Origin of the sequence: Micromonospora sp. NPDC049175, from assembly GCF_043197345.1 — a bacterium.
Lineage (GTDB): Bacteria > Actinomycetota > Actinomycetes > Mycobacteriales > Micromonosporaceae > Micromonospora.
In genome coordinates this window covers 66,935-88,608 of the sequence record NZ_JBICSY010000007.1, presented here as the reverse complement: position 1 = coordinate 88,608, position 21,674 = coordinate 66,935, and the positions used below count along the sequence as shown (strand labels likewise).

The 21,674-nt window shown below is 73.0% G+C and carries 22 protein-coding genes; 15 read left to right on the top strand and 7 right to left on the bottom strand.

Features of this window, described 5'->3' with window-relative positions; genetic code table 11:
• Positions 1–5: 5 nt before the first annotated feature.
• Positions 6–1,016, bottom strand: coding sequence for a ribosome small subunit-dependent GTPase A (gene rsgA, locus ACGFH8_RS26380; RefSeq protein ID WP_393371986.1), 1,011 nt, complete (start codon positions 1,014–1,016; stop codon positions 6–8).
• Positions 1,017–1,181: 165 nt separating this feature from the next.
• Complete coding sequence (gene aroA / locus ACGFH8_RS26375) at positions 1,182–2,480, bottom strand: 3-phosphoshikimate 1-carboxyvinyltransferase (RefSeq protein WP_393371983.1); 1,299 nt, start codon at positions 2,478–2,480, stop codon at positions 1,182–1,184.
• A 101-nt stretch (positions 2,481–2,581) separates the two neighbouring features.
• On the opposite strand from aroA, the gene ACGFH8_RS26370 reads away from it, so the two are divergent.
• The 5 genes from ACGFH8_RS26370 to rsrA all read left to right on the top strand — a co-directional run bounded on the left by ACGFH8_RS26370 (position 2,582) and on the right by rsrA (position 5,895).
• Positions 2,582–3,292 (top strand): SOS response-associated peptidase, encoded by a 711-nt coding sequence (locus ACGFH8_RS26370; protein WP_393371980.1) that lies wholly within the window; start codon positions 2,582–2,584, stop codon positions 3,290–3,292.
• 200 nt (positions 3,293–3,492) lie between these two features.
• Entirely contained in the window at positions 3,493–3,885 is a 393-nt protein-coding gene (locus tag ACGFH8_RS26365; protein ID WP_393371977.1) for a WhiB family transcriptional regulator, read from the top strand.
• Positions 3,886–3,936: 51 nt separating this feature from the next.
• Positions 3,937–4,554: an alpha/beta family hydrolase gene (locus tag ACGFH8_RS26360; protein ID WP_393371974.1), complete on the top strand. Its 618-nt coding sequence runs from the start codon at positions 3,937–3,939 to the stop codon at positions 4,552–4,554.
• Positions 4,555–4,781: 227 nt separating this feature from the next.
• Positions 4,782–5,606 (top strand): sigma-70 family RNA polymerase sigma factor, encoded by an 825-nt coding sequence (locus ACGFH8_RS26355; protein ID WP_357348978.1) that lies wholly within the window; start codon positions 4,782–4,784, stop codon positions 5,604–5,606.
• A gap of 1 nt (position 5,607) precedes the next feature.
• Positions 5,608–5,895, top strand: a complete 288-nt coding sequence (gene rsrA, locus ACGFH8_RS26350) for a mycothiol system anti-sigma-R factor (RefSeq protein ID WP_030336658.1) — start codon at positions 5,608–5,610, stop codon at positions 5,893–5,895.
• A 121-nt stretch (positions 5,896–6,016) separates the two neighbouring features.
• On the opposite strand, the gene ACGFH8_RS26345 is transcribed toward rsrA, so the two are convergent.
• Positions 6,017–6,091: a 50S ribosomal protein bL37 gene (locus ACGFH8_RS26345; RefSeq protein ID WP_369814844.1), complete on the bottom strand. Its 75-nt coding sequence runs from the start codon at positions 6,089–6,091 to the stop codon at positions 6,017–6,019.
• Positions 6,092–6,320: 229 nt separating this feature from the next.
• Here ACGFH8_RS26345 and ACGFH8_RS26340 point away from each other — a divergent pair, with 229 nt between their 5' ends.
• Positions 6,321–6,536, top strand: a complete 216-nt coding sequence (locus ACGFH8_RS26340; protein WP_357403262.1) for a biotin/lipoyl-binding carrier protein — start codon at positions 6,321–6,323, stop codon at positions 6,534–6,536.
• The gene (locus ACGFH8_RS26335) at positions 6,533–7,042 is read left to right on the top strand and encodes a GNAT family N-acetyltransferase (RefSeq protein ID WP_393371971.1); all 510 of its coding nucleotides are present in this window, start codon (positions 6,533–6,535) and stop codon (positions 7,040–7,042) included. Before ACGFH8_RS26340 ends, ACGFH8_RS26335 begins: the two co-directional genes overlap by 4 nt.
• 12 nt (positions 7,043–7,054) lie before the next feature.
• On the opposite strand, the gene ACGFH8_RS26330 is transcribed toward ACGFH8_RS26335, so the two are convergent.
• Complete coding sequence (locus ACGFH8_RS26330; protein ID WP_393371968.1) at positions 7,055–7,663, bottom strand: TetR/AcrR family transcriptional regulator; 609 nt, start codon at positions 7,661–7,663, stop codon at positions 7,055–7,057.
• Between the two features lie 112 nt (positions 7,664–7,775).
• On the opposite strand from ACGFH8_RS26330, the gene ACGFH8_RS26325 reads away from it, so the two are divergent.
• A complete protein-coding gene (locus ACGFH8_RS26325; protein ID WP_393371966.1) occupies positions 7,776–9,365 on the top strand; it encodes an MDR family MFS transporter in 1,590 nt (529 codons plus the stop codon).
• 241 nt (positions 9,366–9,606) lie between these two features.
• Here ACGFH8_RS26325 and ACGFH8_RS26320 read toward each other — a convergent pair whose 3' ends face one another.
• Positions 9,607–11,439 (bottom strand): tetratricopeptide repeat protein, encoded by a 1,833-nt coding sequence (locus ACGFH8_RS26320; RefSeq protein WP_393371963.1) that lies wholly within the window; start codon positions 11,437–11,439, stop codon positions 9,607–9,609.
• A 190-nt stretch (positions 11,440–11,629) separates the two neighbouring features.
• Here ACGFH8_RS26320 and ACGFH8_RS26315 point away from each other — a divergent pair, with 190 nt between their 5' ends.
• Entirely contained in the window at positions 11,630–12,661 is a 1,032-nt protein-coding gene (locus ACGFH8_RS26315) for an SIS domain-containing protein (RefSeq protein ID WP_393371961.1), read from the top strand.
• A gap of 25 nt (positions 12,662–12,686) precedes the next feature.
• Positions 12,687–14,282: a histidine kinase N-terminal domain-containing protein gene (locus ACGFH8_RS26310; RefSeq protein ID WP_393371958.1), complete on the top strand. Its 1,596-nt coding sequence runs from the start codon at positions 12,687–12,689 to the stop codon at positions 14,280–14,282.
• 67 nt (positions 14,283–14,349) lie between these two features.
• Here the strand turns inward: ACGFH8_RS26310 and ACGFH8_RS26305 are convergent, their stop codons facing one another.
• Entirely contained in the window at positions 14,350–15,864 is a 1,515-nt protein-coding gene (locus ACGFH8_RS26305; RefSeq protein ID WP_393371956.1) for a glycosyltransferase family 39 protein, read from the bottom strand.
• A 35-nt stretch (positions 15,865–15,899) separates the two neighbouring features.
• The gene (locus ACGFH8_RS26300) at positions 15,900–16,925 is read right to left on the bottom strand and encodes an aldo/keto reductase family protein (protein WP_393371954.1); all 1,026 of its coding nucleotides are present in this window, start codon (positions 16,923–16,925) and stop codon (positions 15,900–15,902) included.
• Between the two features lie 63 nt (positions 16,926–16,988).
• Here ACGFH8_RS26300 and ACGFH8_RS26295 point away from each other — a divergent pair, with 63 nt between their 5' ends.
• The 5 genes from ACGFH8_RS26295 (at position 16,989) to ACGFH8_RS26275 (ending at position 21,616) form a co-directional block, all read left to right on the top strand.
• Entirely contained in the window at positions 16,989–17,900 is a 912-nt protein-coding gene (locus ACGFH8_RS26295; protein ID WP_393371951.1) for a helix-turn-helix domain-containing protein, read from the top strand.
• A 293-nt stretch (positions 17,901–18,193) separates the two neighbouring features.
• Positions 18,194–19,906 carry a nitrite/sulfite reductase gene (locus tag ACGFH8_RS26290; protein WP_393371948.1) on the top strand — a complete coding sequence of 571 codons (1,713 nt, stop codon included), beginning with the start codon at positions 18,194–18,196 and terminating at the stop codon, positions 19,904–19,906.
• Positions 19,903–20,064 carry a hypothetical protein gene (locus tag ACGFH8_RS26285; protein WP_167393614.1) on the top strand — a complete coding sequence of 54 codons (162 nt, stop codon included), beginning with the start codon at positions 19,903–19,905 and terminating at the stop codon, positions 20,062–20,064. Before ACGFH8_RS26290 ends, ACGFH8_RS26285 begins: the two co-directional genes overlap by 4 nt.
• Positions 20,061–20,822, top strand: a complete 762-nt coding sequence (locus ACGFH8_RS26280) for a phosphoadenylyl-sulfate reductase (protein WP_393371946.1) — start codon at positions 20,061–20,063, stop codon at positions 20,820–20,822. The genes ACGFH8_RS26285 and ACGFH8_RS26280 overlap by 4 nt, the downstream gene beginning before the upstream one ends.
• Entirely contained in the window at positions 20,804–21,616 is an 813-nt protein-coding gene (locus tag ACGFH8_RS26275) for a sirohydrochlorin chelatase (RefSeq protein WP_393371944.1), read from the top strand. Before ACGFH8_RS26280 ends, ACGFH8_RS26275 begins: the two co-directional genes overlap by 19 nt.
• The last annotated feature ends 58 nt before the right edge of the window (positions 21,617–21,674 follow it).

The following is a 21,674-nucleotide window of genomic DNA, read 5'->3' as shown; positions in this document are numbered from 1 at the left end:
TCGGCTCACTCGTCGGGCCCGCGCCGGTCACCCTCGCCGGGTCCGCGCTGGTCGCTCTCACCGCGCGAGTCACCCTCGCCGGCACGGGAGGCGAGCAACCGGCGGTACGAGGCCAGCCGGCGCGGGTCGGCCTTGCCGGCGGCCACCCAGGCGTCCAGCCCGCAGGCGGCCTCGTCGGCCGTGTGCTGGCAGTTGGGCGGGCAGTCGACGGTGCCCTCGACCAGGTCCGGGAAGCCGTGCAACAGGCTGTCGGCGGAGACGTGTGCCAGCCCGAAACTGCGGATACCGGGAGTGTCGATGATCCAGCCGGGGTCGGTGTCGACGCCGGGCACCGGTGGCAGCCGCAGCGCCACCGCGCTCGTGGAGGTGTGCCGGCCCCGGCCGATCGCGCTGACCACGCCGACCGCGCGCAGCGCGTCCGGGACGAGGCGGTTGACGAGCGTCGACTTGCCCACCCCGGAGTGCCCGACCAGCACCGACACCTTGCCGCTCAGCAACGTGCGCAGCGCGTCGAGGTCGGAGTCGGGACGGTTGAGCACGTACGGCAGCTCCAACTCGGTGTAGTAACCGAGCACCTCCTCCGGCCCGGCCAGGTCGGCCTTGGTGAGGCAGAGCAGCGGCTCGACGTCCGCGTCGTACGCGGCCACCAGGCAGCGGTCGATGAACCCGGTGCGCGGCGGCGGGTCGGCGAGCGCGCTGACGATCACCAACTGGTCGGCGTTGGCCACCACCACCCGTTCCAGCCGACCCTCGGCGGTGGTGTCGTCGTCGTCGGCGGTGCGGCGCAGCACCGAGCGGCGTTCGGCGATCCGGACGATCCGGGCGAGAGCGCCCTCCGCCCCGGACGTGTCGCCGACCAGGCTGACCCGGTCGCCCACCACCACCGACTTGCGGCCCAGCTCGCGGGCCCGCATCGCGGTCACCGTGGGCAGCTCGGCCCCCACGACGCCGCGCTCGGCCCCGGCCAGCACGCACTGGTAGCGCCCCCGGTCGACGGCGATGACGAAGCCGTCCACCGCGTCGTTGTGCTGGGGGCGGGTGCGCGTACGCGGGCGCGACGACTTCCCGGGCCGGACCCGTACGTCGTCCTCGTCGTACTCCCGCCGTTTGGTCGCCAGGACCTGTCCTCTTCTCGCGTCAGCTCTTAGTGAGCGCCCGGATCTTAGGGAGCGCCCGGACGCTCACTTTCCGGTCACCATCGCTGACCATAGTGCCGGGAACTCGGGCATGGTCTTGGAGGTACACCCCACGTCGTCCATCTCGATGCCGGGGACGGCGAGCCCGGCCACCGCGGCGGCGTGCGCCATGCGGTGGTCGTGGTAGGTGCGGAAGAGCCCGCTGCGCAGTGGACGGGGTCGGATCTCCAGCCCGTCCGGCGCCTCGGTGATGTCCGCTCCGAGAGCGGTGAACTCGCGCGCGAGCGCGGTCAGCCGGTCGGTCTCGTGGCCACGGATGTGCCCGACGCCGGTGAACACCGACGGCGAGTCGGCAAGCATGGCCAGCGCGGTGAGCGCCGGGGTCAGCTCGCTGACGTCGGAGAGGTCGGCGGTCAGGCCGTGCACCACGCCGGTGCCGCGGACGGTCAGCCCGTCCGTGGAGAGGGTGACCTCGCCGCCCATCCGCTGGAGCAGCGAGCGGAGTCGGTCGACCGGCTGCGCGCTGCTGTGCGGCCAGCCCCGCAGGGTCACCTCGCCGCCGGTGACCAGGGCGGCGGCGAAGAACGGCACCGCGCCGGAGAGGTCCGGTTCGATCTCCCAGCCGCGCCCGGTGAGCCGCCCGGGCTCGACGGTCCACACGTCGGGGGTGCTGTCGTCGACGGCCGCGCCGGCGGCCCGCAGCATCCGCACCGTCATCCGCAGGTGCGGCGCGGAGGGCACCGGGGGGCCGACGTGCCGCACCACGACGCCCCGGTCGAAGCGTGCGCCGGCCAGCAGCAACCCGGAGACGAGCTGGCTGGAGGCGGAGGCGTCGATCACCACCTCGCCCCCGGTGACCCGGCCGGAGCCGAAAACGGTGAGAGGCAGGCTGCCCGTGCCGGTGACGTCGATCCGGACGCCCAACGAGCGCAGCGCGTCGACGAGCGGGCCGAGCGGCCGGGTGCGGACGTACGGGTCGCCGTCGAAGGTGACCGGCCCGTCGGCCAGCCCGGCCACCGGCGGCACGAACCGCATCACGGTGCCGGCCAGGCCCACGTCGACGTGGGCGGGGCCGACAAGCGGGTGCGGCCGGACCAGCCAGCGCTCGTCGTCGCTGATCGACACGTACGCGCCCATCGCGCGCAGGCCGGCGGCCATCAGCTCGGTGTCGCGGGCCCGCAGCGGCTCGGCAAGCGTCGACGGGCCGGCGGCCAACGCGCTGAGCACCAGGGCGCGCGCGGTCATCGACTTGGATCCGGGCAGGCGCAGCGTCACCGCTACCGGGTTGGACGCGGTCGGCGCGCTCCACGGCTGTGGCGGCCGGGTCGCCGTCAGATTCGCCACGGTTACATTCTGCCGCTTCGGCGGCTCGGCGGGGAAAGCGGTGGTCGTACTCCCGGTTGGCGGGACAGCCGGCGAGGCTGGGACGCGTTAGCGTGTGGTCCATGTGCGGCAGGTACGCGACGACCCGGACCTCCGGTGAGTTGAGCGCGCTGTTCGAGTCGTCCGACGACACCGACGGCCTGCTCCGACCGGATCACAACGTCGCGCCCACCGACCCGGTGCCGCTGGTCCGGGTGAGCCCCGAGGGGCACCGCAGCCTCTGTGTCGGTCGCTGGGGTCTGCTGCCGCACTGGTCCCGGTCTCCCGCCGGGGCGGCCCGCATGATCAACGCGCGGGCGGAGACGGTGGCCACCAGTCGGGCGTACGCCGGGTCGTTCTCCCGACGCCGCTGCCTGGTCCCGGCGGACGGCTGGTACGAGTGGGTCCGTCGCCCCGACGGTGGGCGCCAGGCCTACTACCTGACGCCGAGCGACGGTTCGGTGCTCGCCCTGGCCGGCATCTGGTCGGTCTGGCAGTCCGAGGCCGACACCCGGCTCACCTTCAGCGTGCTGACCACCGCGGCGCTCGGCGAGCTGGCCGAGGTGCACGACCGGATGCCGGTGCTGCTGTCGCCCGAGCACTGGTCGTCGTGGCTGGCGCCGACCGACGAGCCGGAGCGGCTGCTCCTCCCGCCGTCGGCGGAGCGGCTCGCCGGGTTGGAAATCCGGCCGGTCGGTCCGGCGGTGGGCGACGTCCGCAATGACGGGCCGCAATTGACCGCCCGGGTGTCGGTGGAGCCAGCGGTGCGACCGCAGGAGCTGACCCTGTTCTGAGACCGACCGCCGCACATCGTCAAGCGCCGATTTGCCAGGGTTGCGCGCGATTCGTCTCCTGGCCGTTCAGTCATGTTCCCGGCAGACCCTTGTCTCGGTGTTGTGAAGTGCGATAGAACACAGCGCCGGTAGTGGCTGTCGATTCGCACGGGGCGAATGGCGTCCACCGATTTTGCCGGTCCCACGGGGGAGGTGGGTGGATGACACGGGCGCGTATGCCTAGGCCGCACGAGGTGGCTGCGGCGCGGCGAGATCCGCGACTGCTGCGGGCCGTGCGGGAACGACGAGAAGACGACGCGTGGCGCACCAGAGGCACATGCCAGAGCGTCGATCCGGAGACATTTTTTCCGGCACCGAACGAACCGGCGGACGCCGCCGTCTCGCTGTGTCGCAGTTGCGACGTGCAGGGGTCCTGCCTGGCCTGGGCCCTCGACGTCGGTGACTGCCACGGCGTGTGGGGTGCCACGACACCTCGCGAACGCCGGGCGATGCTTGTCGCCTGGCGTGGCGAGGTCGAGCCGGATCCGGACGCCGTCGACGACGCCGGCCCGCCGGTGCGGGATCGGCTGCTCACCCTGGTCCCGTTGAGCTGATCGGCCCACCGGCCCGCACCCGTCGCCGGTCCGGCGGCGCAGAATGGGTCGGTGCTGCCCAGCGACGAGATCAACACACCGCGTGGTCCGGCGCGGAGCGACACCGACCTGCCGTCCCGCCCGGCCCGCGCTCTGCTCGTGCTCGGGCACGGCGCGGGCGGCAGCGTCGACGCCCCGGACCTGCTCGCGGTCCGGGACGCGGCGGTCGAGGCCGGCCTGGTGGTGGCGCGGGTGACCCAGCCCTACCGGGTCGCCGGCCGCCGTGCGCCGGCACCCGCGGGTCACCTCGACGAGGCCTGGACGGCGGTGCTCACCGTGCTGCGTGAGCGGCACGCCGACGTGCCGACGCTGCTGGTCGGTGGCCGTTCCAGTGGCGCCCGGGTGGCCTGCCGTACGGCCCGTGCGGTGGGCGCGGCAGGCGTGCTCGCGTTGGCCTTTCCGCTGCACCCGCCCGGGCGGCCGGAGCGCTCGCGGGCCGCTGAACTGGACACCGGCCTACCGACGCTTGTCGTCAACGGTGACCGGGACCCGTTCGGGACACCGGAGCCGGGGCCGACCGTGCAGGTGGTGACCCGTCCTGGGGAGACGCACGACCTGCGGCGGGACCCGGCGGGCACCGCCGCCGTCGTCCGGACCTGGCTGCGCGCCCGGGGCTGGGCGTCCGCCTGATCCCGGCTCGCCCGGGCGACCGTTTCCGGTGCCGGGCGCGGGTCGTTGCATCCGATGGTGCCACCGGCTCCGATCCGGACCGGCGACACCAGTCCTCCCAGGCCCTTCCTGGTCCCAGCGCCGGCCGCCGTCGGGGCCGGGACCAGGAACGGGAGGGCGGCCGGAATGTCCCAGTGGTCATCTCGCGTTACAAACCCCGGAAGACTTTTCTGCGAGGGGGGTGACCGGTGCCGACCGAGACACGAAGCCTGGAACGGGACGAGCGGGACGCCCGGCAGCTGAAGCGGCTGCTGGATGGCCCGGAGTGGCCCGCGACGGCGGGACCGGGCGGGGTGGGTGCGGTGAGCACGGGCACACCGGCCGGAAGTGAATCTGCGGGCAGGTCCGTGCGCGTATCCTCGGCGGGAAAGCATCCGACGCGAGGGGATGTGCGGTTGACCACCGAGAAGACGGACGAGCGCAGGGCCCGGTTCGAGCGGGACGCGATGCCATTCGTCGATCAGCTCTACGCTGCTGGGCTGCGGATGACACGCAACCCGGCGGATGCCGAAGACCTGGTCCAGGAGACGTACCTGAAGGCGTACGCGGCCTTCCACCAGTTCGAGCAGGGCACGAACCTGAAGGCCTGGCTCTACCGGATCCTGACCAACACCTACATCAACTCCTACCGCAAGCGGCAGCGCCAGCCGATCCAGGCGCCCACCGAGGAGATCACCGACTGGCAGCTCGCCGAGGCCGAGTCGCACACCTCGAGCGGGTTGCGCTCCGCCGAGACCGAGGCACTGGACCGGCTGCCGGACAGCGACGTCAAGGAGGCCCTCCAGCAGTTGCCGGAGGAGTTCCGTCTCGCCGTCTACCTCACCGATGTCGAGGGCTTCTCCTACAAGGAGGTCGCCGACATCATGGGCACGCCGATCGGCACGGTGATGTCGCGTCTGCACCGGGGCCGTCGTAATCTGCGCAAGTTGCTTGAGCGCTACGCCGGGGAGCGGGGCTTCAGTGCCGCCCGCTCGTCCAAGGGCTCGACCGCCGCCGCCGGCCGGGAGGTGTGACGTGAGCTGTGGGGAGCCGCACGAGACGGATTGCCGCGAGGTGCTCGCGGAGGTCTACCTCTACCTGGACCTGGAGTGCGCCGACGAGCGGCGCTCGCTGATCCGGCACCACCTGGACGAGTGCGGGCCCTGCCTGCGTGAGTACGGGCTGGAGCAGGAGGTGCGGGCGCTGGTGGCTCGGTGCTGTGGCAACGAGACCGCCCCGGACGAGCTGCGCGAGCGACTGCGGGTCAAGCTCACCGAGCTGGTGGTCTTCGAGACGAGTGATTCCCGCGAGCTGGCCGACTGAGCGTCGGCGCGGCACAGCGTCAAGACCGGTGGCCCGGGTCGTTGTCGACCCGGGCCACCGGTGTACCCGGCGTCGGCCGGGTCGAGCTGATCGGTGACGGGCCGCCGGCCCGTCGACCCGTTCAGGAGTTGGGACGCTTGCCGTGGTTCGCGGCGCTCTTCTTACGAGCCTTCTTCTTCCGGGACTTCTTCGCCATGCTGACCTCCTCGTGATGGGGGCGGACCTGTGCTGCCCACGACCTCGGCGCCGGTGTGGCCACCGGCGGCCCGGCATCGGGTCCGACCCGCTGATGGTAGTGCGGCCGACACCTGCGGCCTTTCCCCGGGGCGGGTGCGCCATCCCGGCCGTGCCGCTGCGCGCCCACCGGCGGACGTCGCATGATTGGATACGTCGGCAGGCACATCGCGAAAAGGGAGGGCCCGGACATGGCCGAGGAGATCCGCGCCGAGATGGTGGCGAACGTCTGGAAGGTCGTCGCCACGGCGGGTGACACCGTGGCCGAGGGCGACACCCTGGTGATCCTCGAGTCGATGAAGATGGAGATCCCGGTCGTCGCCGAGTCCGACGGTGTGCTCGAGCAGCTCGCGGTCCACGAGGGCGACGTCGTGCAGGACGGCGATCTCATCGCGGTGATTGCTTGAGCGGGGTGCGGGTCCGTCCGGCCGAGCCAGCCGACTTCCCGACGGTGGCCCGGCTGACAGTTGCCGCGTACGAGGCGGACGGCCAGCTCAAGGGCGAACACGGGTACGGCGAGGTGCTTGCCGATGTGGCGACCCGGGCCGCCAGCGGCGCGGTGCTGGTCGCGGTCGACGAGGCGACCGAGGCGGTGCTCGGCTCGGTGACCTTCGTGCTGCCGGGCACCCCGTACGCCGAGCTGTCCGGGCCCGGCGAGGCGGAGTTCCGGATGCTCGCGGTCGACCCGGGCGCTCAGGGCCGGGGTGTCGGCGCGGCGCTGGCGCAGGCGTGCGTGGCGCGTGCCGTCGAGTTGGGTTGCACGGCGCTGGTGATCTGCGTGCGGGCCGGGATGGCCGATCCGGCGCACCGGCTCTACTCGCGGCTCGGGTTCGTCCGGGCACCGGAGAAGGACTGGGCGCCGGCGGCAGGCGTGGACCTGCTCGGTCTGCGACTGGACCTGACGCGCGGCTGAGCCGTCGACCGGTCAGCCCAGACCGGCGGGGGGCCGGCCGTCGTCGCTCGCGTCGGGATCTGTGCCGATGGCGGCCAGCAGCTCGTCGGCCACCTCCAGGGCGAGCTTGCGGCGTTCGTCGTCGCTGATGTGCGGCGCGCGGACCGCGAACCAGCTCGTGTGTACCGCGAAGATCGACAGCGCGGCCCGGAGTTGGGCGGCGGGGGACTCGTCGCCCCGGCAGAGCGCGTCGGCCAGCTCCAACATCCGACCGCGCATCTGTTGGCCGGCGGAGAGACTCTTGAGCGCGGTCTGGTTCTGCTCGAAGAAGCGCATCACCGACGGCTGAGTGCCGTCGAACATCGTGTCCGCGTACCGGGAGATCAGCTCGCGGCGGGTGGCCAGCGTGGCGGGCTGCGTCGCGGCCCAGGCGTTCAGCTCGTCCATCCCCTGCAGCCGGTCCTCGACGAAGCTGGCGACGATGTCGTCCTTGCTCTTGAAGTGGTAGTAGAGCGCGGCCTTCGTGACGTTGAGGCGCTCGGCGATCTCCCGTAGCGAGGTCTTCTCGTAACCCTGCTCGGTGAAGAGTTCGAGCGCGACGGCCTTGATCCGCTCCCGCGTCCCGCCTGTGCTCTCCCTCACTCACGCACTCCTATCGGCTTGACCGTGGCTTCCTACCCAACTTACCGTACGGCTAGTAAGGTGACTAGCCGGGCGGCAAGTAAGTGCGACAATCACTCGGGGGAGCTTACCCATGACACAGGCAACCCAGACCGGCGTGCGACCCAACAACATCCGGGTCGTGCTGTTCGGGCTGATGATCGCGATGATGCTCGCGATGCTCGACAACATGATCGTCAGCACCGCGCTACCGCGCATCGTCGGCGAGTTCGGCGGCCTCAACCACTTCACCTGGGTGGTAACCGCGTACGTCCTGGGCACCACCGTGTCCACCCCGATCTGGGGCAAGCTCGGTGACCTCTACGGCCGCAAGTCGGTCTTCCTGACCTCGGTGATCATCTTCCTCGTCGGCTCCGCCCTCTGTGGCATGGCCGGCTCCGGGATGCTCGGCGGCCCGCAGGACGGCATGGTCCAGCTCATCGCCTTCCGCGCCGTGCAGGGTCTCGGCGCCGGTGGGCTCATGGTCGGCGTGATGGCGATCATCGGTGACCTGGTCCCGCCCCGCGAGCGTGGGCGCTACCAGGGCATGATCGCCGGCATCATGGCCATCGCCATGGTCGCCGGCCCGCTGGCCGGTGGCTTCATCACCGACCACCTCTCCTGGCGGTGGGCGTTCTACGTGAACCTGCCGCTGGGCGGTATCGCGCTGCTCGTGTTGATCACCACGATGCACCTGCCGAAGTACCGCACCGAGCACCGGATCGACTGGCTCGGGGCCGGGCTGCTCTCCATCGGCATCACCGCGATCGTCCTCATCACCACCTGGGGCGGCAACGAGTACGACTGGACGTCGCCGCAGATCCTCGGCCTGGCCGTGCTGGCCGTCGTCGCGCTGGCGGCGTTCGGCCTGGTGGAGCGCCGTGTCCAGGAGCCCATCCTGCCGTTGGCGCTCTTCGCGAACCGTAACTTCGCGCTGATCTCGGTGATCGGCTTCCTGCTCGGCTTCGCGATGTTCGGCGCGATGAACTTCCTGCCGCTCTACCAGCAGACCGTGCAGGGGGCATCGGCGACCAACAGCGGTCTGCTCCTGCTGCCCCTGATGTTCGGCATGCTCGTCGTCTCGCTCGTCATCGGCCGGGCGATCACCAAGAACGGCAGGTACCGGGCGTACCCGATCATCGGTGGCGTCGTGATGACCGCCGGCATGGCGCTGCTGTCCATGCTCGACACCGACACCAGCAAGCTGATGTCGTCGCTGTACATGGTCGTGCTGGGTGTCGGCATGGGCTTCCTGATGCAGACGTCGATGCTGATCGCCCAGAACAGCGTCGAGCAGAAGGACCTCGGTGCGGCAAGCGGCGCGGCGACGTTCTTCCGGTCGATCGGCGGCTCGTTCGGCATCTCGCTGTTCGGCGCGATCTTCGCCAGCCGGCTGGCCAACTCCGAGGGCGGTCGCGCCTTCGGCGGCGAGTCCGGCGGCGCCGGAATGGACCTGGAGAAGCTCAAGGACCTGCCCGCCCAGGCGCGCGAGCTGGTGCTCGGCGGTCTCTCCGACGCGATCTCGCACGTGTTCCTCTGGGCGGTGGTGTTCACCATCGCGATCCCGGTGCTCGCCTGGTTCATCAAGGAGATCCCGCTGCGCACCGCCAACGAGGCGCCGCCGCAGGCCACTCCGGAAGAGGAGGCCGAGATCGCCCTCGGCAAGGCGGCCCCGGTCGCCTGACCCGCACCCCCCGTGCCGCGCCGCGCCAGCCCTGACGGGCCGGCGCGGCGCGCTGCTTTCCCCGCGCTCCCGCGCGGCACGCTGCCCTCCCCGCGATCTTGCACTTTCTGCTCCGACATAAGCCCCTGTTCCCGACAAAACGGCAACAGAAAGTGCAAGATCGCCGGGGCGGGTGGGGCCGGGCCGGGGCGGGCCGGGGCGGGTGGGCCGGGTGGGGCCGGGGCGGGGTGGGTGGGGTGGGTTAGGGGCGGCGGGTTGTTAGGCGTTGCCAGAGGCGACGGAGGGGGTTGCGGGGGCGGGGGAGCCGGGAGGACCGCGTGTCGAGCAGTTCGGTGGCCAGTGCCGCCGTGGCCTTGTCCAGCTCCGGGACGGCGAGCGCCAGGTGGGCCAGCGAGACGGCGATCGGCACCGGCCGGGCCCGAGCGACGGTGGCCGCGTCGGCGAGCCGCTCCGCCACCACCCGTGCCACGTCCGACCGTACCGAGGGATCCACCCAGGCGGCCGTGACCAGGGCGAACAGCGCCGCCTCGGTGACCCAGTCCTCGACGTCCCAGATCAGGTCGAGCAGCACGCGACGCCGGGTCGAGCTCTCCCACGGCTCGTCGGTGCGGTGGTGCAGCAGCCCCAGGCACGCCCACACCTGCACGCCACGCACCCAGATCGACGGGTCGTGGGCGGCCAGCAGCCGACCCACCGCGTTGGCCGGCGCCGCCGGCGGGTGCACCAGCAGGCCGAGCAGGTCCGCCACGTCGAGGCCGGCGAGGCCCACCGCCGCGTCGTACGCCGCCGGTGGGTGCGGCCACGCCGGGTGGGCGAGCTGACCGATCCGCTCGACAGCCGTCGCCGAGGGCGCCGGGAGTGCGGGCGTGGGGATGTTGTCCGCGTAGTGCCACAACCGTTGGGCCGACGCCCGCCGGGGCTCGCGCGGGTCCGGCTCCGGCGTGCCGACGATGTCGATCCGTAGCCCGGGGGCGGTGGACGTCGCCGTCCGGACGGCGCTGGGCGGCGCCGCGGCGGGCAGGCGTACGGCGCTGCCGGAACCGTTGTCGTCATCGGCGACCGCCTGGCGCAGCGCGTCGACGAGTGGGCCGCCGGCCGGGGTCAGTTGGCCGAGCCAGGGTCGGCCTCGGCAGCACTGGGCCAGGTCGCCATGCTCGTGGCTGTCGTCGGGGTGGTCGCGGACGAAGTCGGCGAGCGCGACCAGGTGGGCCAGGTCGCCGTCGCGCAGGTGCCGCAGCCGATGCGCGGTGTGCACCGCGCAGTCGAAGGACGGGTCGCGCGCCAACGCCCGCTCGGTCCACTCCAGCGCCTCGTCCAGCCGGCCGATCTCGGCCAGGGTGCCGGCGATGTCCGCGTAGATCGCCAGGTCGTCGGGGTCCAGCTCGACGGCCCGACCGAGGGCGGCGAGGCCGTCGCGGGTCCGGCCCGCGCTGCGGTACGCGTACCCGAGCCAGACCTCGCCCATCTTCGAGGGCTGTGCGCGTACCCCTCGGGTGGCCCAGCGCACCGCCAGCGCGGCCTCACCGAGACGCCGGGCCAGCGCGGACGCCGCGCCCAGCAGCAGGCCGTGCTCGGGGTGGACGGTGGCGGCGTTGCGGGCCAGCGTGAGGTACGGCGTGAGGGCGCCCCGGTCGGCCCGTGGCACCGGGTCCGGCAGCGCGGCGCAGACCTGCATGAGGACCCGGGCGATGTGCTCCGGGTCCAGCCGTTCGGCCAGTTCGGGCGCGGTGACCCAGGGCACGCCGGCCCACTCGGTGCCGGGCGCGTACGAGGTCGCCGCGGCCAGCAGCTCCAGCCCCTCGGCGGGGCGGCCGGCGGTGGCGAGCAGATGGGCGCGGGCGACGACCGCGCCCACGAAGGTGTGGTGGTTGATCGGGAAGAGGTTGAGGCCACCGCCGCTGGCCGCGGCGAGTCGGGCCAGCGTCTCGTGCACCTCCGGGAGGGTGGGGGCCTGCGCCAGCGCGCCGGCGAGGTGGCCGGCGGCGTGGTGCAGGTCGCCCTCGTCGAGTGCCAGCCGGGCCAGCGCCAGCTCCTCCGTCGCGGAGAGCGCGGGGTCGTCCGTTCCCTCGGGCACGTCGTCCTCTCGTCGCTGGGCTGGGGTCGGGTGCACTCAAAAGCTTAGTTGATATTGAGATCAACTGGTGATCACCTGCGCAGTCCTGCTCGTTCAGTCGCTGAGATACGCTTAAAAGCGCAAGAGTGAGCAAGAAGCGCGCGGCAACCGCGCAGGGGGAGGGATTTCCGTGTCACATGCAGGGGCTGGAATGGCCGCCGACATCGACGAGCAGCCGGCTGGCTACGCCCGCCTGCTCTCGGCCGCCAACGCCGCCGAGATCGCGCGGGTGGCGGCGGTCATCGCCGAACGTCGCCCACGGCACGTGGTCTTCACCGCCCGGGGCACCTCCGACCACGCGGCCCTCTACGGGGCGTACCTGACCGAGATCCGGCTCGGTCTGCCCGCCGGGCTCGCCTCGCCGAGCGCCGTCACCCTGTTCGGGGCCCGCCCCGACCTGTCCGACGCGCTCGTCGTCGGGGTCAGCCAGAGCGGTGGCTCACCCGACCTGGCCGAGGTGTTGCGTGCCGCCCGCGCGTCCGGCGCGCTGACCCTCGCGGTGACGAACGCGCCGGAGTCGCCGCTCGTGGACGTGGCCGAGTTGAGCGTCGACATCGCCGCCGGGCACGAGCGGGCGGTTGCCGCCACCAAGACGTACACCGCCGAACTGCTCGCGCTGCTGATGCTCGTGGAGGGCATCCGGGCCGGCGACGGCGTGCTCCCCGCGGCCGAACGGGAGATGCTCGACGCGCTGCCCGAGTTGGCCGAACGCACCCTGGCCGACGACACCCCCGCCCGGCTCGCGCCGCGCTACCGGTTCGCCCGCCAGTTGGTCGCCACCGGCCGGGGGTACGCCTACCCGACCGCCCGGGAGGCCGCGCTGAAGCTGATGGAGACCTCGTACCTGCCGGCGCTCGCCTTCTCCGGCGCCGACCTGCTGCACGGCCCGCTCGCGATGACCGACCCGGAGGTCCCGGTGCTCGCCGTGGTGGGTTCCGGGCCGGGGGGACGCGCGATGGGCGAGGTGTTGCCCCGCCTCGGCGAACGCCGCGCCGACGTCGTGGTGGTCGGCTCCGCCGACGTGCCGGGCGCCACCCGGCTGGCCGTCCCCGAGGTCGACGAGCGGTACGCCCCGCTGTTGGACATCCTGCCGTTGCAGCGGTTGGCGCTGGCCCTGGCGCTGGCCCGAGGCGAGGACCCGGACGCGCCGCGCGGGTTGAAGAAGGTCACCGCGACGATGTGAGGCGCGGCGTGGCACCCTGGTCACCGTGTCAACGCTGCGCGACCTCGCCGAGGAGCACACCCATCTCCGTCCGGCCGACATCGACCACCTGCACCGCATCGCCGGCGACTGGCAACTGCTCTCCGATCTCTCCTTCGCCGACCTGCTGCTCTGGGTGCCGGTCGACGCCGACGGCACGTTCCTGTGCGTCGCCCAGGTCCGCCCGACCACCGCACCCACCGCGTACCAGGACGACCAGGTGGGGCGGATCGTCGGCGGGCCGGAGGTGGCCCACCTTCAGGTGGCGTACTCCCAGGGCCGGATCTGGCGGGAGGGCGACCCGGTCTGGTACGGCGACGTGCCGGCCCGGCACGAGGCCATCCCGGTCCGGCTGCGGACCGCCGAGGGGGAGGCCGGCGAGGTGATCGCCGTGGTGGGACGGGACACCAACCTCTCCACCGCGCGTACCCCGAGCCAGCTCGAGCTCAACTACCTGACCACCGCCGACGACCTGGCGCAGATGATCGCGGATGGCACGTTCCCGCCGCCGCGGCATCCCGGCGAGACCACCTCCGCGCCCCGGGTCGGCGACGGCCTGGTCCGGCTCGATGCCGGCGGCAAGGTCACCTACGCCAGCCCGAACGCGCAGTCCGCGTACCGGCGGCTGGGTTACGCCTCCCACCTGGTGGGCGAGGATCTGGCCGCGCTGCACCGCCGGCTTGCCGGCGATCCGCTGGACGGCACCGAGGCGGCGAACGGCATCCTGGCCGCCCTGCGCGGCGAGGCGCCACCGCGCCGGGAGATCGACGCCCGCGGTGCCACGATGCTCACCCGGGCACTGCCGCTGATGCCCGCCGGGGTGCCGATCGGCGCGCTCGTGCTGGTCCGGGACATCACCGAGGTTCGCCGCCGGGATCGAGCACTGATCACCAAGGACGCCACCATCCGGGAGATCCACCACCGGGTGAAGAACAATCTCCAGACCGTTGCCGCGCTGCTGCGGTTGCAGGCCCGCCGGGTGGCCATGCCGGAGGCGCGGGTCGCCCTGGAGGAGTCGGTCCGCCGGGTCGCCTCGATCGCCCTGGTGCACGAGACGCTCTCCATGTCCAGCGACGAGGCGGTCGAGTTCGACGGCATCGTCGACCGGGTGGCCAGCGCGGCGACCGAGGTCGCGGCGACCGAGGTGAGCGTCGGCATGCGTCGGCGGGGCAGCTTCGGCGTGCTGCCGGCGGAGATCGCCACCTCGCTGGTGATGGTCCTCAACGAGTTGCTGCTCAACGCCGTCGAGCACGGCTTCCCGCCGGCCGACGAGGCGGACGAGGCCCCCGCGCCCGCCCCCGGTGCGGGCCTGGTGCCGCCGGTGGCGCCCGAGGGTGATCCCGCGACCCGGCCGGAGGTGGTGGTCTCGGCGCACCGGTTCCGCAAGATGCTGCACGTCTCGGTGACCGACAACGGGCGCGGACTGCCGCCGGACTTCGACGCGGAGCGCGCCAGCCGGCTCGGCCTCCAGATCGTCCGGGCACTGGTCACCGGGGAGCTGCGCGGCACCATCGAGCTGCGGGCCGGCGCCACCGGCGGCACCGAGGCCGTGCTCGTCGTCCCGCTGGCCCGCAACGCCCACGACGGTCGCTCCCAGGCCTGACCGCCGCACGGCCGCCGTCCGCCCGGTGGTCGCGGCCTGACGGGCTGCCGGCGTCACCGGCCGTGGCTCAGCGGCCGGGGCGGCTGGTCAGCAGGGCGACGGTCAGGCCGGGGCGCGGCCAGACCTGGGCGACGGTGAAGTCGGCGCGCAGGGCGTCGCCCTTGACGCCGGTCACGGCGGCCAGCGGCTCGGCGTGCCGACCGGAGATCACCAGCCACACACGTGTCGTACCGGCCAGGCACTGCGTCGGCTGGGGACACTCGGCGGCCCACAGGTCGCCCCGGCGGACCTCGTCCTCGGTGACCAGCACGTCGCGTGGTGGGTCGTCGAGGTGGTACTCGATGCCGAGGTCGAGGAAGAGCCAGCTCTGCCGGGGCGAGTAGACCACCGCGTCGCCCGGCCGCTGACCGTCGGCGATCACCCGCGCCGCGCCCGCGTAGTCCACCGGCGCGCTGCGCGGCCATTCGTGGGTGCGCCGCAGCGCCGTCTGGTCCGGAAGGCCGAGCAACCCGGCCAGGACCACCACGGCGAGCGCGGCCGGCGGGGCCACCGCGGCCACCGCGGCCACCGCGGCACCCGCCAGCAGGCAGGCGAACGGCACCACGAAGACCAGGTACCGGGGCACCCACAGCGGTACGACCTCGCCGGCGGCGAAGAGCAGCAGCACGGGCAGCAGCACCGCGCTCACCGGCAGCAGGGCGCGCCGCCCGAGCCGGGCCGCGCCCAGCGCGGCGACCCCGACCAGCAGGCCACCCACCACACTGCTCTGTGCCACCCCGCCGGGCAGTGCGGTCAGGTCGTCCAGGCGGACCAGGTGTACCCAGTCGAGCTGTCGGGACCGCTGGGCCCGGGCCTTGAGCAGCAGGGGAGCGACAAGCAGCGCGGCCGGCACCACGGCGACCACCCACCGCCACACCCGCCGGTCCCGCTCGGCGGCGCGGTGGTGGCGGGTGGCGACGCCGGCTCCGGCCGGGCCGCGCCACCAGACGAGCAGGACGACCAGGCCGTGCGCGGCGAGCAGGGTGAGCGCGATCAGGTGGAGGAGCCCGAGGGCGGCGACGGCGGCGGCGTACCCCGCCCAGCGGGCCCAGCTCGGCCGGCGCAGCGCGGCCACCAGCAGCAGGGTGGCGAGCACCGCGAGCATGGTGGCCAACGCGTACGGGCGGGCCTCCTGCCCGTAGCGGGACGTGCCGGGAAGAACCGCGAACAGCAGCCCGGCGAACAGGCCCGTACGCCTGTCGACCAGGCGCGCGCCGAGCACGGCGAGCAACCCGGCCGCCACGGTCATCGCCAGCACGGCCGGCACGCGCAGGGCGATCGTGGAGTCGCCGACGATCGCGGTCCAGCCGTGCATCAGCAGGTAGTACGGCCCGGTGGCGGCGTCGATGGTGCCGGCCAACCGAGCCAGGTCCTCGGGTGACCGGCTGGCCGCGCTCCAGGTCGCCAGCTCGTCGCGCCAGAGCTGGGCCGAACCCAACCCGGTCAGGGTCACCGCCAGGGTCAGCAGCGTCGGGGGGACCCAGACCGGTACGCGGCGTAGCCGGTCCCACGCCGCGCCGGTCGACTCGGACAATCTGCCCACGTCCCGAGCCTGCCACGGTCCTGCCGTTCGTGGTGTCAGGCGGCCGCAGGCGGTGGGCGCCAGGCGGGCATGACGTCGTTCGGCCGGGCCGTCTTCGCCGGGTCACGCTCGACGAGTTCGCCGAGGACGGCATCGATCCGCTCCATCAGCTCGTCGTCCAGCCGGACCGCGGCCGCACCGGCGGTCTCGGCGAGCTGCTCGGGTCGGGACGCACCGACGATCGCGCTGGCCACCGTCGGTCGGCGCAGCACCCACGCCACCGCCAACTGGGCCATCGTGCAGCCGGCGGCATCGGCGATCGACCGGAGCTGACGGACCCGGGAGAGCAGCAGATCCGAGGAGTAGCGGGCGATGAACGACCCGCCGAAGCCGTCGGTGGCCCGGGAGTCGGCGGGCGGTCGCCGGCCGGGCTCGTACTTGCCGGTCAGCACGCCCATCGCGAGGGGCGCCCAGGCGAGCTGACCCAGCCCGAGTTCCGCGCTGGCGGGCACCACCTCCGCCTCCACCACCCGCCACAGCATCGAGTACTGCGGCTGGTTGGCGATGAACGGGACGTGCAGGTCGGCGGCGAGCCGCAGGCCCGCACGCAGCTGCGGGGCGGTCCACTCGGAGGCGCCGACGTAGAGCACCTTGCCCTGGCGGACGAGGTCGGCGAAGGCGAGCATCGTCTCCTCCAGCGGCACGCTGTCGTCGTACCGATGCGCCTGGTAGAGGTCGACGTAGTCGGTGCCCAGCCGGCCCAGCGAGGCGTGGCAGCTCTCGATGACGTGCTTGCGGGACAGTCCGGAGTCGTTGGCCCCGGACCCGACCGGCAGGAACACCTTCGTGCACAGCTCGATCGAGCTGCGCCGGACGCCACTGAGCGCCTTGCCCAGCGCCAGTTCGGCCCGCCCCTGGGCGTACCGGTCCGCGGTGTCGAAGGTGGTGATGCCCGCTTCCAGGGCGGCGGCCACGCACGCGCCGGCCGCGTCGTCGTCGAGCTGGTTGCCGTGGGTGACCCAGTTGCCGTACGCGACCGCGCTGACGCGCAGGCCCGACCGGCCCAGTTGCCTGTATTCCATGGCTCGGATCCTCCGGCGGTCGTGCGCTGTCGCCGAACCGTTCGAACGTGGTCGAATCTGTCGGTGATCGAGGTTCGGTTCACGCCTGACGACCTGAGTCGGGTCCGGTTCGTGCACTCACCGCTCGCCGAGCTGGTGGCCAGTTCCTGGGCGCTGCGAAAGCCCGCCAAGTACTGGATGCACCGGCCCTGGCGGGAGCGTGCCGAGCGGCTGCTGCCCGGTGCCGGCCTGGAGCCGCTGCTGGCGGTGCTCACGTCGTCCAACGGGTACGTGCCGGACTTCCTCACTCCGATCGGGGCGGCCCCGAATCTGGCGGCCGAGCTACGGGCGGTCGCCGGCACCGACCCGAGGAGGGTACGGCGGCAACTGGACCGGGCCGGTGCGCCCCGGCTGGCCCCGGCCGAGCTGGTCGCGCAGCTCCGTCGTTACTTCGCCCTGTTGATCGCGCCGGACTGGCCACGGCTGCGGGCGCTCGCGCTGGCCGACATTCGGCGGCGGACGCTCCTCGCCGCCGAGCAGGGCGGTCGCACCCTGCTCCGTGAGCTGCACCCGTCGATCCGTTGGGACGGCACGGCACTGCGCGTCGCTGTCGGCACGACCCGGCCGGCCGAGGTGGCCGGTTGCCCGTGGACGCTGCTGCCCACCTCCTTCGCCGGGCCGACGGTGCACGCGATCATGGAGGGTGACGCCGGGCCGGCGCTCTGCTATCCGCCCGTCGGGTTGGGCGGGCTGTGGACGTCGCCGCCGCCCAGCGCCGCGCTGGGCGCGCTGCTCGGCGGTACGCGGGCGGCGGCGTTGTCCCTGCTCGACACACCGCTGAGCACCGGCGAGGTGGCCGCGATGTTGGGTCTCGCGGCGGCGACCGCGTCGCACCACCTCACCACGCTGCGGGACAACGGCCTGATCGCCGGTGTACGGCAGGGGCGGGTTGTCCGCTATGCCCGAACCATCCTCGGTGACCAACTCGTCGGCTAGCCCTGGCCCGTGATGTGGGATCCCGCACGTGGACATTGGCCGGGCCTCATGTCGTGTGGCAGCATGGTCGGCATGACCGCCGCTGTCGTCCGCCGCTTCGTGGCCCGTCGCCACGTCGATTACGGCCGCGTGCGCAGCGCGATCTGTCCGGCTTCCTGACGACGCCCGACCAATCTGTCTCGGGTGCGCTCCGCGCCGGCTGTCTGAAGACACCGTTGTCCCGCCCGCTTCCGCCGGGCCGGCCGTCGCGCCCCGCCTGCTTCGAGGCACCGCAGACAACGGAGGACGCCGCGATGGCGGTCAGCAGCACCCCGGCCCGTTCCGAGGACCCGACGACCCGCCCGGCCCGGGCGCCCCGCCGGCCCCGGGGTGAGGGTCAGTGGGCGCTCGGCCACCGCGAGCCCCTCAACCCCAACGAGCGGATCAAGAAGGACGACGACCCGCTAAACGTCCGGGCCCGCATCGAGAACATCTACGCGCGCGGCGGTTTCGCCTCGATCGACCCGCAGGATCTGCGCGGCCGGTTCCGCTGGTGGGGCCTCTACACGCAGCGCAAGGCGGGCATCGACGGCGGACGCACCGCCGTGCTGGAGCCGCACGAGCTGGAAGACGAGTTCTTCATGCTGCGGGTCCGCATCGACGGCGGCCAGCTCAGCCTGGCGCAGTTGCGGGTGGTCGCGGACATCTCCCGAGAGTTCGCCCGGGACACCGCCGACATCACCGACCGGCAGAACATCCAATACCACTGGATCCGGGTCGAGGACATGCCGGAGATCTGGCGGCGACTGGAGTCGGTCGGCCTGCAGACCACCGAGGCGTGCGGCGACTGCCCCCGGATCGTGCTGGGCAGCCCGGTCGCCGGGGTGGCCCGCGACGAGCTGCTGGACCCGACCCCGGCGATCGACGAGATCGTCGCCCGGTACGTCGGCGACAAGCAGTTCTCCAACCTGCCCCGCAAGTTCAAGACGTCCATCTCCTGGCTCGTCGACACCCCGTACGAGTCGAACGACATCGCGTTCCTCGGTGTCGACCACCCCGAGCACGGCCCCGGCTTCGACGTCTGGGTCGGCGGTGGCCTGTCCACCAACCCGATGCTGGCCCAGCGGCTCGGCGTCTGGGTGCCGATGGCCGAGATCCCGGACGTGTGGGCCGGGGTGGTCGGCATCTTCCGCGACTACGGCTACCGCCGGCTGCGCAACCGGGCCCGGTTGAAGTTCCTGGTGGCCGACTGGGGAGTGGAACGCTTCCGCGAGGTCCTGGAGAAGGACTACCTCGGTCGCACCCTGCTCGACGGGCCGGCGCCGGTCCTGCCGGCGAAGCCGGTCGACCACGTGGGCGTGCACGAGCAGGCCGACGGGCGGCACTACGTGGGCGCCGCCCCGGTGGTCGGGCGGGTCTCCGGCGGGCAGCTCGCCCAGCTCGCGGACGTGGTCGAGGCGCACGGCAGCGACCGGGTGCGGCTCACCCCGTACCAGAAGCTGCTGGTGCTCGACGTGCCGTCGGAGCGGACGGAGTCGCTTGTCGACGCGCTGCGGGGCATCGGCCTGGAGGCCCGGCCGTCGGCCTGGCGACGCGGCACCATGGCGTGCACCGGCATCGAATACTGCAAGCTGGCCATCGTCGAGACGAAGGCCCGCGGCGAGGAGTTGGTGGCCCGGCTGGAGCAGCGGCTGCGTGACTTCGACGCGGACATCTCGATCCACATCAACGGCTGCCCCAACGCCTGCGCCCGCACCCAGGTGGCCGACATCGGGCTCAAGGGCCAACTGGTGGTCGGCCCGGACGGCCGGCAGGTCGAGGGTTTCCAGGTGCACCTGGGCGGCGGGCTGGGCATGGCCCAGGGGCAGACCGCCGGTTTCGGCCGCAAGCTACGCGGCCTGAAGACCACCGCCGAAGAGCTTCCGGAGTACGTGGAACGGCTGGCCCGTCGCTACCTGGCCGGTCGGAGCGAGGGCGAGACGTTCGCCAACTGGGTGATCAGAGTCGACGAGGAGGCACTGCGGTGAGCAGCGAGAACCGAGCGGCACCTCTGTACTGCCCGTACTGCGGCGAGGAGGACCTGCGTCCGCACGAGGCGGGGCACGGCGCCTGGGAGTGCCACGCCTGCACCCGGGTCTTCTCGGTGAAGTTCACCGGGCTGCTCTCGCGGGCGGTGACCCGATGAGTCTCGTCTCCGCCGCGAGCCTGCGCCTGGTCGGGCCCGGTGCCTCGACCTCGGCCGACCCGTCCGGACGCAGCCCCGACGAGCTGCGGACGCTTGCCGAGCAGGCGGCCCTGGATCTGGAGGGCGCTCCGGCGCTGGAGATCGCCCGCTGGGCGGCGCAGACCTTCGGTGACCGGTTCTGCGTCACCAGCTCGATGGCCGACGCGGTGCTGGCGCACCTGGTGTCCCGGGTGGCGCCCGGGGTGGACGTGGTCTTCCTCGACACCGGCCTGCACTTCCCGGAGACGCTACGGGTCCGCGACGAGGTGGCCCGCACGCTCCCGGTGAACGTCCGGTCGATCCGGCCCCGGCTCACCGTCGGCCAGCAGGACGGCCAGTACGGGCCCCGGTTGTTCAACAAGTCGCCGGACGACTGCTGCCAGTTGCGCAAGGTGGAGCCGTTGGAGCGGGCGCTGTCCGGGTACGACGCCTGGGCCGCGGGCCTGCGCCGGGACGAGTCGCCGACCCGGGCCAACACGCCCGTGGTGACCTTCGACGCGCGGCGCGGCAAGGTGAAGGTCAACCCGATCGCGGCGTGGAAGCAGGCCGACGTGGACGCCTACATCGCCCGCTTCAACGTGCCGGTGAACGAGCTGTTCAAGCAGGGGTACGGGTCGATCGGCTGCTGGCCGTGCACCCGACGGACCAAGGCCGGCGAGGACGCGCGGGCCGGCCGCTGGGCCATGTTCGAGAAGACCGAGTGCGGACTGCACGTCTGACCTCGCCGGCGACCACCCCGACCGGCCCAGGTGCGGCCGGCGGGGCGGCCCCGGTGGTGCTTGTCGCACACGGCAGCCGGGATCCACGAGCGGCCGACGCCACCCGGGCACTCGCCCGGGCCGTGTCGGCGGCCCGGCCCGGCACACAGGTCTGGGCGAGTTGGCTGGACCACACCGAGCCGGGGCCGACCGAGGTGCTGCGCGGTCTGGCGGTGGCCGGTCACCGTCGGGCGGTGCTGGTGCCGCTGCTGTTGACCGCCGCGTACCACCATCGGGTGGACATTCCGGCGGCCGTCAGCGCCGCGGTGCGGGCCGAGTCACCACTGACGGTACGGGTGACCGACGTGCTCGGCCCGGCGGACGGCACTGTCGATCCGGGGCTGCTGGCCGGGCTGCGGCGACGGCTCGCCGAGGTGCGACCGGGCCGCTTCGACGCGCTGGTGTTGGCCGCGGCGGGCACCCGGGACGCGCGGGCCCGCCGATCGGTGGGTCAGGCCGCGGACGCGCTCGGCGCGGAGTTCGGGGTGCCCTGTCGGGTGGCGTACGCCTCGGCGGCTCCGCCGGCGGCAGGTGTGGCGGTCTCCCGGCTGCGGGCGGCCGGCGCACGGCGGGTCGCGGTGTCCGCGTACTTCCTGGCGCCGGGCCTGTTCCATGACGCGGTGACCGAGGCGGCTCGGGCGGCCGGCGCGGTGGCGGTGTCCGCCCCGTTGACCGACGCGCCGGAGCTGGTCGAGGTGGTGCTGCGCCGGGTCGATGACGAGTCGTCCGGCCACGTCGTGGCAGCGGCCGGCTGAGGCGGGGGCAGAAAGCGGAACGCCCCGGTGGGTGGACCCACCGGGGCGTACAGCGGTG